General features: G+C 28.5%; 12 protein-coding genes. 1 reads left to right on the top strand and 11 read right to left on the bottom strand.

What is annotated here, in order from left to right; genetic code table 11:
• Positions 1-210: 210 nt before the first annotated feature.
• The 10 genes from H8R24_RS17200 to H8R24_RS17155 all read right to left on the bottom strand — a co-directional run bounded on the left by H8R24_RS17200 (position 211) and on the right by H8R24_RS17155 (position 8,600).
• Positions 211-999: a DUF4393 domain-containing protein gene (locus H8R24_RS17200; RefSeq protein ID WP_187021511.1), complete on the bottom strand. Its 789-nt coding sequence runs from the start codon at positions 997-999 to the stop codon at positions 211-213.
• Between the two features lie 158 nt (positions 1,000-1,157).
• Positions 1,158-1,412: a hypothetical protein gene (locus H8R24_RS17195; protein ID WP_187021513.1), complete on the bottom strand. Its 255-nt coding sequence runs from the start codon at positions 1,410-1,412 to the stop codon at positions 1,158-1,160.
• Between the two features lie 9 nt (positions 1,413-1,421).
• Positions 1,422-1,841, bottom strand: coding sequence for a hypothetical protein (locus tag H8R24_RS17190; RefSeq protein WP_187021515.1), 420 nt, complete (start codon positions 1,839-1,841; stop codon positions 1,422-1,424).
• A gap of 243 nt (positions 1,842-2,084) precedes the next feature.
• Positions 2,085-2,675 carry a hypothetical protein gene (locus tag H8R24_RS17185; RefSeq protein WP_187021517.1) on the bottom strand — a complete coding sequence of 197 codons (591 nt, stop codon included), beginning with the start codon at positions 2,673-2,675 and terminating at the stop codon, positions 2,085-2,087.
• 6 nt (positions 2,676-2,681) lie between these two features.
• Complete coding sequence (locus H8R24_RS17180) at positions 2,682-3,677, bottom strand: OmpA family protein (RefSeq protein ID WP_187021519.1); 996 nt, start codon at positions 3,675-3,677, stop codon at positions 2,682-2,684.
• 172 nt (positions 3,678-3,849) lie between these two features.
• The gene (locus tag H8R24_RS17175) at positions 3,850-4,128 is read right to left on the bottom strand and encodes a DUF3781 domain-containing protein (RefSeq protein ID WP_187021521.1); all 279 of its coding nucleotides are present in this window, start codon (positions 4,126-4,128) and stop codon (positions 3,850-3,852) included.
• A 16-nt stretch (positions 4,129-4,144) separates the two neighbouring features.
• Entirely contained in the window at positions 4,145-4,624 is a 480-nt protein-coding gene (locus H8R24_RS17170) for a GyrI-like domain-containing protein (protein ID WP_187021523.1), read from the bottom strand.
• 165 nt (positions 4,625-4,789) lie between these two features.
• Positions 4,790-6,301, bottom strand: coding sequence for a WG repeat-containing protein (locus tag H8R24_RS17165; protein ID WP_187021525.1), 1,512 nt, complete (start codon positions 6,299-6,301; stop codon positions 4,790-4,792).
• A 229-nt stretch (positions 6,302-6,530) separates the two neighbouring features.
• Positions 6,531-7,781, bottom strand: a complete 1,251-nt coding sequence (locus H8R24_RS17160; protein WP_187021527.1) for an erythromycin esterase family protein — start codon at positions 7,779-7,781, stop codon at positions 6,531-6,533.
• A gap of 324 nt (positions 7,782-8,105) precedes the next feature.
• A complete protein-coding gene (locus tag H8R24_RS17155; protein ID WP_187021528.1) occupies positions 8,106-8,600 on the bottom strand; it encodes a PH domain-containing protein in 495 nt (164 codons plus the stop codon).
• 73 nt (positions 8,601-8,673) lie between these two features.
• Here H8R24_RS17155 and H8R24_RS17150 point away from each other — a divergent pair, with 73 nt between their 5' ends.
• On the top strand, positions 8,674-8,832 hold the full coding sequence (locus tag H8R24_RS17150) for a hypothetical protein (RefSeq protein ID WP_187021530.1): 159 nt from the start codon (positions 8,674-8,676) through the stop codon (positions 8,830-8,832).
• On the opposite strand, the gene H8R24_RS17145 is transcribed toward H8R24_RS17150, so the two are convergent.
• Positions 8,818-9,111, bottom strand: coding sequence for a hypothetical protein (locus H8R24_RS17145; RefSeq protein WP_187021532.1), 294 nt, complete (start codon positions 9,109-9,111; stop codon positions 8,818-8,820). The two genes, H8R24_RS17150 and H8R24_RS17145, sit on opposite strands and share 15 nt — an antisense overlap.
• Between the last annotated feature and the right edge of the window lie 42 nt (positions 9,112-9,153).

Genomic DNA, 9,153 nt, shown 5'->3' with positions numbered 1-9,153 from the left:
AACGATTGTAGTGATGTTTATGAGGATGATTTTAAGTCAAAATAGCGACTAAATGAGGTTTTTTCACAGCCTGACGTCTTGGCGCTTGTAGCAGTTGGGGAATAAAGATGCGAGATTTTTCCATTAAACACAAATTTTCCAAATACAAAACCATCTTTAAATTAAGCCTAAAACCCCAATTGCTACAAACGGCTGTTAGCAGATGTTTTTTTATTGACAAGCTGATTTAAACTGCTTTCCATATTCATTTACATAGACAATGCTGTCAGTTCCTTTAATTTCTAATTCCATATTTTGGTTTGCAATTGTAAATACATTTAATTTTTCAATAAGATATTGCGTATTTTTAAGTTCATCATAACCTTCTTTTTCAGCTGTTCGGTCTAACATAAGTTCAATTAAGCCGAACTTACTAATTCTAACTAAACTTGCTGACACATCAAATTCATTATATCCTTCAATTGTCCAACCTATATACCAATCAGGTACAGCACTACCAATAAATTTATTTGTATTTTTTATGGCTATTGATGGATTTATGATTCTTTGATAGTGAAAACTTTGAGATATTTTTTCGAATACTTTAGCATCTAATGTGTTCATCTGTTTTATTATTTCTACAAATGAAGGATGAACAACTTTTTCTTTATCCTTATCCATAGAATTAGCCAAAAGATTAATGTACATTTCTCTTAAAGTTTCATTTTGAGCAGTGTAAGTTAGAGCTTGTAATAGTGGTACAGCAATTTCTGGTTCGGGAGATTTTCTTCTTTCTTCGGGTATTTTTTCAAACTTTTTTTTCACACCTTCCTCTACAATAATTTCAATTTGTTCCCAACCCCATAACATTCCTCTAATTGGGAATAATAGTGCCTTTACTGTTCGTCCTGCTACACTTCCGACTTCTTGCAGAGCAGGTTTAGCAATATCTTTATAAACTTCGGAAGTTAATGCTTTTGCTTCGTTAAGAATTTCTTTGGATGTTTCTGGGGATATCATATTGTTGTTTTTTGCGGTAAAATATCTGCTAACGTTTTGCTGCTTTGAGATGGCTGGAAGTTCGTAACCGTTCAATTTTCGGCTTAACGAAAACTTGATGCGGAACGATAATTCCACTAAATTCCAGCTATATCAAAACAGCGGTTGTAGGATGTTTTTTATACTTCCGTTTCGCATTTCCCTAACCATCCGTCCTTTTCTGCTTCTTTTAATAAATTTTGCATTTCAACAATTGTAGGTATTCTTGCCTGACCTCTTTGTGGTTTCAAATGGTTTATCTCATCTTTCCATATAAACCTATATCCAAATTCGCTTTTTTCGCCCTCATATAAATATTCACACCATTGGAAGCATAACTTCCAATGTAAGAAATCAATATCTTTAGGTACTTCGTTGATTACTCTTACCTTCATAATAATCTTTTAATGATTGTTGTAAATACTTTTATCTTTCATTTCAAAGGGCTTAACATCATTAACTTTAACGATAATTTCTTTTTCTGAATTCATTTGAGCAGTATAAGTTATAGTACTAACTAATGTATCTGTTTTCTTTCCATCATCAGATTTCTCAATCCAAGCTTCTACCGACCCTTCACAACCACAAATCAATAATTTATCATCAGAACTTGTCGTCATAATATTAGCAACTTTTGAATTTTCCTTTTTAAAAGTTCTAAAGGGAACTAATCCAAAAATAGGAAGATTAACCTGTAATTTATCTTTATTGTCATCTAAAACAGATAGTACTAATTCAGTAACTTTTTTGTCTTCACATTTAGGGGCTTTATTACCGCAAGAGCTTAACGTAATTAAACTAGCAATCATAATAATTTTTTTCATATCATTCATTATATTCCCGATTACTCTACATAAGAGTTTAAAGGCGTCGAATTGGAATTAATTTTTAAGTGTTAGTTTTCCCCGCCGTATTTTTTCAAAATATCCTACAACGTCTCGTGGCTTGCAGAAGTTGGGGATTTGGTTAGCCTAAACTTCGGTTAATCACTGAACACAAAAGTACAAAACAATGTGTAAAGTCAAGACTAAAACCCCAATTTTTGCAAACCGCTGTTGGGCGATGTATTATTTTTTTACAAAACTAAATCCTTTTGTGTATTCATTTATAAAAGCGTCAACTTCTTTAGCCGATTTAAATTTGTCCCCATCAATTATTATGTGAATCCAAAATCGTTTGTTTTGTAATGCCTCAAAAGCAACGTATGGTTTTCCATTCGTTACTTTTGGTAAACGAATAGTACAAATATCAAAATTTTTGTTTTCACTCTTGTAATTTTGCAAATATGGATTTATCATTTCGGGTTTAAAAACCATAAGAATTACTTCTTTTTGTGCTTTTCCAATTTCTGATTTATAAAACGAACTCTCTAAATCTGTAATTTCTACTCGCATTTGTTGTTCATAGTTACCAATGCAATAGTAAAATTCAAAAGATTGGGCAAAATCTAATTGAGGTTCATTGCATTTTGTATAACCTGCAAATAAATATCCTTTATATTCTGTTAATTTTGGTAAAATAGAATACAAATGTCCTTTTTCAGAAATACATTTTAAGTCTTCCAAAGTTGGCATTTCTGCCAACATACATTCTCTTTCATCTTGAGAAAAAGCCGAAATGTTTAAAAACAACACGAACAATATGACTAACTTTTTCATTATTTTTTAAAATTTCACTAATTCAACACGTCTATTTTGTTCTTTATTTTCGTCTGTATCATTTGCTTTTATAGGTTTTTCAGAACCAAAACCTGCCGCTTTTAGTCTTTTTATGTCAATACCTTTGCCTGCAAGTGCATACATAACTGTGTTGGCTCTATCGGTTGAAAGTTGTTTGTTTCTTGCTACACTGCCTACATTATCTGTGTGTCCTTCAATGGATATTTTTAAATTGGGGTTTGTATTTAGAAGTGCATAAATTTCATCTACAATTTTTTGTCCATTAGCTTTTAATGTGGCTTTGTCGGTATCAAAATTGATATTCAAAATTGCTTTTCCTGTTTTATCAATATCTGTTTTCATTTGTTCAGCAGAATATTTTTTTATGGTTTGTTCAAAGTCTTTCAACTCCATAATAAAAACATTTCCTTGTGCGGAATTAGATTGAATGTTTAGAATGTATTTTTTATTATTATTTTTGAAAGCATATACTGCAAAGGGAGTATTACTTTGTCTTTGTAATCCGTAAGTTGATATTTTTCCATTCCACATATTTTTCGCTAATTGCTCTCTTTGTTTCTCATCTTCTGGAAAATCTCCTTTGTACAATTGTTTAGCACCAATTTTGTCGAAATAGTCATAAAAACTTTTGTCAAATAATTTTTGATTAAATTCTTCTGAAAAATACAAAATCCCTAATTTCCCTTCGGTAGTTACAATATTACTTCCTGTGAAATTTTCCATTGTCTCGTAGTTGAAAACTTCGGTTAGTCCATCTTTTTCGTTATACATTATTAACTCTTTGGGTGCAGTTACAAACGGAAAATCTCCAATATCTTTTAATTCGGGTATTTCGTCCCAATTAATTTCTTTTGCACTAGTTTTTGTAGTTTCTATTTTTGAAATTTCTGTTTTTTCTTCAACTTGTCCTTCAGTTTTCTTTTCGTTTTTACAAGAAACCATTAAAACTCCTAATGTTATAATAATTGCTATTTTTTTCATATTTTCTATTTTGTTTTTTTATGCGTTTCGTTTCTCAAAATATATCGCCCAACGGTTTGGCGCTTGGCGAAGAAGCGGATTTCGAAGCACTAAGCTGTCTGACAGCACTGAACTTGATTCGAAGTATAAAGCGTCATTTAAGCACTGAACCCGCTTTTTTGCCAAACGCCTGTTAGCTGTTCGTTGTTTTTTCTTTTTTCAATTTGTCTGCTGTTATTATTCTATTCGTATAGGAATTAATTGTCAGCATTATGTTTCTTTTTTCGTTTGTAATGTAAATATTTTTTCCTGTCTTTATAAATTCGTTTTCGTCTGTTTCCGAAATAACTGTTGTAATTAGTTCTTCAATTTTGTCCTTTGAAAGGTCTATTTTCAGTTTCTTATTAATTCGTCCATAAACAAGTTCTGTGTAACAAAGTTTGTCTAAAATCACTTTTTTATAATTCGGCATATTTACTTTTACTTTCTTAATTGTTTGTGTTTATTGGCAAATAAATGTCAATTTCCGAATTAGGTTTGTCCCAACGAAAACGATAATCATACTTTTCAAAATGTATAAATCCTGTTTTTGAGTAATGTTCAATTGTCAAATTTGAGTTTGGTAAAATCTTTTTATAAATGTTATTAATTGTCTGCTTGATATTTTCCATATTTCCTGTATGAGTAAATATTTCATATTCGCCTTTTGGAATTTCTTTGTTTACAAAATGTTCTGGAAAAATCATTTCGTTTTGTGGAATTGTCGTCAAGTAAAAATACGTTTCGTTTGTCTTAAAAGTAATTCCATACTTCTCCCAATGTCCACCGTTTTGGATTAAATTATATTTTTTCAGTTCAGCATTAAACTTTTTCCAATGATTTTTTATAATCTCAAAATTGTCAGTTTGAGATTTTGTAAGTTCTGTCAAAAGTCCAAAAGTCGATATATTTTTGTCTATAATTTTCATTCGGTGTCGGTTTTTATACAATGACAGCTAACGTTCCCACGCTTGGCGTCAGTTGCGAGCTTCGGAACGATTTATTTTCTATCAAAGATAAAATTTCTTGCGAGAAATAAACGTGAATTTACCACAAAATTCGCAATTGCGCCAAACGTGTGTTGGCAGTAGTAATTATTTAAAAGTGATTTCGTGATATTTTTTAATTTTTTTATTATCTTTTGTAAACAGAATTACTTCTTTTAACTTTTTGTAATCATCGTATTCAATTTCTACTATCGTTTTATTTTCAGAATTTACAATTCCAAATTTGTTATTTTTCTTAACAACGAATTGTTTTGAAAGGTAAATATTTTCTATAAATTCATATTCGTTTAGAATTACGATTTTGTTTGATGAATTTATTACTCCAAATTTATCTTCGCTTTTGAATATTTGATTTTCACTTATGGATAATTCTTGAACGTCTTTATATTTTACAAATTTGTTTATTGAAAGTTCTTTCTCAGTAAATTTTTCTCCATCCAAAAAGATTACAAATTGTTTGTTATTTTTTTCTCCAAAAATTGAGTTTTTAAAAACATTATAAAGCACATAATCTTCACTTAAAACTCTTTTTCCGTTTTGAGTGAATAAACCACTTTTATTCTCATTATTTTGAACTACATAATAGTTGTCAAATAAAGTTCTAATGTTTTTATAATTAATTGGTATTATTTCATCTAAACTATTTGGATTGATTACTCCAAATAATTCATCTATTTTAACGATATAATTATCTCCAAGATGATTGTCACCAAAACCTACTGCATCATCGAAATAACTAAAATATATTTCATCATAAATGAAAGGTTTAACTATTGAATCTGTTGATGAAATAAATCCGTTTTTTTTATTGCTTTTAGCAATAAAAAATGAATTTACTTGTTTGATTTCATCATATTTACATTTAATAATAAATTCATTTTTTGAATTTATTATTCCTTCTTTTGCAGTTAAATTATTTTTTATTAAATATAAATCATCGTTAAAAACTCTTTCAAAACTATGGTTTCTTATAGAATTTAAAATAACATTTCCATTATTGTCAATGATTGAATTTGTTTTATTGGGAAGCTCAATAATGGCTTTATTATTTCTGAATTCGGAAATTTGAGTAAATTGTAAGTTACTGATTTGTTTTCCGTTTAGATTATAAAGTGTATTTATTCCTTTAATTTCAGCAATTATTAAATTATTGTCAAGTGAAATGTAGTCAAATTTTATTGGTAGTATTATGTTGTTTAAAGTATCTATAACTCCAATTTTATTTTCTTTTGATACTCTAATTAATCCATTTTCAATATAGAAAACATCATCATAAACAATTGGAATTTTAATATTTCCTTGTAAATCGATAAATCCACGTTTAAATTTTTTGTTTATATTTTTTCCAACTTCAAAAAGATTTTTAAGTTCTTTTTTGTTGTTTATGTATGAATATATTGGTTTTATAATTACGTTTTCTGTGCTATCAATTACACCCATTTTATCGTCAAAAGTTCTAAAAACTGCAAAGTTATTTTCAAAAGCATAGACATACTCATATTTTTTAGTTTGCTTTAATTTTTCTCTAATGCTTTCAAATTTATTTTGACTTTGTGAAAACAATGGAAATAATAGTAAAATAATTTTAAATATCTTCATAAAGTATGATTTTCAGGTATTTTCGGAGATTATTACTGCCAACGTTTTGCGGATTTGCGAGGTTGCGAAGTGCGTAAACGAGATTTTTTGGTTAAGTTAAAATTTCTTGCGAAACGTGAGCGTGAACTTACCACAAAATTCGCAATCTTGCAAAACCGCTGTTAGCAGTTCGGTTGTTTATTTACAATGTTTGTATGTTTAATTTATAATTCAGTTAGTTTATAATTACTTATCTAAATAAGAGCGTAGATGCTTTTGTGTCTTTTATAAATATCATTCCATCATAAGCCTCTGTTAGTTTTTCATTTTCAATCATTTTTGGATTGTAAGTTGAGCCTATTCCCCGGTATTTAACTTTAGAATTTATGTATTTTTCCAAAGTATTTATTTTACTAATCGAATTAAAATCTAAAAAAAAGTAGTCGAAAGAACTTTTATTAAATAACTCGCTACTCGTATTACTCATTGGTTCGGTAATTGAAAATATTTCAATCTTTTTATTCTTAATACTATATGCGTTAAATTCTCCAGTAGCAAAATCAAATCCTAAACTATAATACTCATTTCCATATTTTTCTTTTAAAAAATGTCCCATCGAAAATTCATTAGTGTAGGTTATTTTGTTTTTTTTGATATGAAAATTATGTGCCCAAATAAATATTTTGCTCTCATTACCATCATTATCTAATATTTGATTAATGTTTTCTGACATTTCTTTGTCTCGTATTTCTTGCCTATAATCTATGCACAAATTTATATACTGAATAATTGAATTTTGCAGGCTTATGTATAATTCTTTGTTTTCAACTGCAGAACTTTTTAAAATCTCTTTTAATTCAGCCATAACGATTAAATGACTATTTAATAGGTTTTTATTTAAATGCTTAGTGCTATTTGTTGAAGTGTAATGACTTAATATATCTAAATATTTGATTTTGTTTTTATATGAATTTTCTGTTAGATGCTCAGTAATTATTCTAGCTGAATTTGAACAATCCATAATATCTATTCCATAAAAATTTATTTGCTTAGATTGAATTTTATCGATATTGTATTTTTTCATCCATTCAATTAATTCTAAAACTTCCTGAGTGTTCCAAGTCCATAATCCAATATTTTTGAGCAATTCTTTTGGGTCACTTTCTTGTCCTTTTATGTAATTATTAATTGCAATACAATTTGCATAACTTGCCTCAATTGCAAAATTGCGAACTCCTTGATTTATCACTAAGTATTTAAAAAACTTAAATTTTAAGTTGAAAAATTCTTTTGTTCCATGTGTTGCTTCGCCAAATCCAAATATCCTTACTTTCTCAAATATACTATCCAATCTAGCGTCTTTATCAATATCGATGTTTGGATTTGAATCGTTAAGTTTAAATGCATTCTTATTTATTGCTATAACAATATCATTATTTTGGCCGAACACATATAAATTAGAAAAAATAATTAATAAAAATGCAACTATATTTTTTTTCATATTTTATGTTCTTAATTGTTTAATAGCTTATTTCTGATTTAAATGAATAGTTCTTTAAAGTACCGGTTTTCAGTTAACTGACTGCTAACGTTCCCTCGCTTTGCTTAGTGCGGGGCTTATGAAAATTAATTATTCTGATTTAAACTAAACGCAAATGAAAAACGATATAAACGAAAACCCCGCATTGAGCAAAACGAGTGTTGGGCGACGTATTTTCTGCTACCTATTCGGTTGTATAATAAAAAACAGAAAATGTACTAGATGCTTTGCAGATTTTGGAGTTCCAAAAATGCATAATCCACCTAAACCTCCTTAATTTTTTTATTACATTTTAGAAAGTAGTTCGGTTTTTTTTCTTAAAAATTCTTCATCTGTTAAAATACCTAAATCTTTTAATTCAGATAGTTTTTTAATTTGGGAAGGAATGTCAGTCGTTAATTCTTCAGTTACATTGTTGTTTTGATTTGTGTTTTGTATATTAGAATTTACCAATTGTGTAAATTTAACAATATCTCCTTTTTGAATCCATTTCATTTTAGCTTTATTTCCAGAAGAATGAATTGTAATTGTGTGTCCAAGCATTCCTTTAGATTTTTCAATTGAAGAAATGTTTTTGTAATGGAAGCTTTCTAATTCGTAACCAAATAGTTTTTTTGCAAAAAAGACAACTCTTTTTTCAGTGGCTATAAACACGCCATTATAAACTGTATCGTTGCCCATTAGTTTACCTTCATACGAACCATAAACTGAACTTTTTATGTTTTCTCCATTATCTAAATGTTCTTTTACAAGTATTAAGGACTTTTCGTAGTTTGCCATATTTTTTTTGTTATTTTTCTCGGTTTATCTTTCACACCGATATTAAGTTGAAAGGAATTTTTAATTATTTATTATGTCAGAATTAAATTCAAAAATAGAAAATCCAAACGAGCGTCAAGAGTTGACGAAAGCTATTCTTTTGGTTTTAAAAGGAAAAAGAGCTTCGCTTTGTAAATCAGTTTTGAAAGATTTACTTCGCCACGAAATCGATAAAAAATCAACCGTTAATTAATTCCAAAACTTCATTGTAAGTCAAGTGAGTATAAATGAAGAATAATTTGTCCGTCATATATATTATCGTTTTGCCTTCTGCATACCCGTGTCCGTCTTCAATATTTCGGATTAAAGATATGTGTTCTGTGAAAATGGTAACGTCTAAATTTTGATTGTCTTTTAATTGAATAATTTTTTTCATATTATGTATTCTTTTAAGATTATTATTTCTTACGGCATTTCGGTTTTTCAATATGTTGCCCAACGTTTGGCAGCTACAAGAAGTTGCGTACTTCATTCACTGACAATTACAAATATACACAAAAGTTTGTTTCAACAA

Source organism: Flavobacterium muglaense, from assembly GCF_014305155.1.
GTDB classification, from domain to species: domain Bacteria; phylum Bacteroidota; class Bacteroidia; order Flavobacteriales; family Flavobacteriaceae; genus Flavobacterium; species Flavobacterium muglaense.
Note: the sequence above shows the minus strand (reverse complement) of the source record. Positions and strands in the feature narration are given on the sequence as shown.

Coding starts and splice junctions, on each gene's coding strand:
- H8R24_RS17200 (WP_187021511.1), bottom strand. CDS start 999: ATGATATCCCCAGAAACATCCAAAGAAATTCTTAACGAAGCAAAAGCA.
- H8R24_RS17195 (WP_187021513.1), bottom strand. CDS start 1,412: ATGAAGGTAAGAGTAATCAACGAAGTACCTAAAGATATTGATTTCTTA.
- H8R24_RS17190 (WP_187021515.1), bottom strand. CDS start 1,841: ATGAAAAAAATTATTATGATTGCTAGTTTAATTACGTTAAGCTCTTGC.
- H8R24_RS17185 (WP_187021517.1), bottom strand. CDS start 2,675: ATGAAAAAGTTAGTCATATTGTTCGTGTTGTTTTTAAACATTTCGGCT.
- H8R24_RS17180 (WP_187021519.1), bottom strand. CDS start 3,677: ATGAAAAAAATAGCAATTATTATAACATTAGGAGTTTTAATGGTTTCT.
- H8R24_RS17175 (WP_187021521.1), bottom strand. CDS start 4,128: ATGCCGAATTATAAAAAAGTGATTTTAGACAAACTTTGTTACACAGAA.
- H8R24_RS17170 (WP_187021523.1), bottom strand. CDS start 4,624: ATGAAAATTATAGACAAAAATATATCGACTTTTGGACTTTTGACAGAA.
- H8R24_RS17165 (WP_187021525.1), bottom strand. CDS start 6,301: ATGAAGATATTTAAAATTATTTTACTATTATTTCCATTGTTTTCACAA.
- H8R24_RS17160 (WP_187021527.1), bottom strand. CDS start 7,781: ATGAAAAAAAATATAGTTGCATTTTTATTAATTATTTTTTCTAATTTA.
- H8R24_RS17155 (WP_187021528.1), bottom strand. CDS start 8,600: ATGGCAAACTACGAAAAGTCCTTAATACTTGTAAAAGAACATTTAGAT.
- H8R24_RS17150 (WP_187021530.1), top strand. CDS start 8,674: ATGTCAGAATTAAATTCAAAAATAGAAAATCCAAACGAGCGTCAAGAG.
- H8R24_RS17145 (WP_187021532.1), bottom strand. CDS start 9,111: ATGAAGTACGCAACTTCTTGTAGCTGCCAAACGTTGGGCAACATATTG.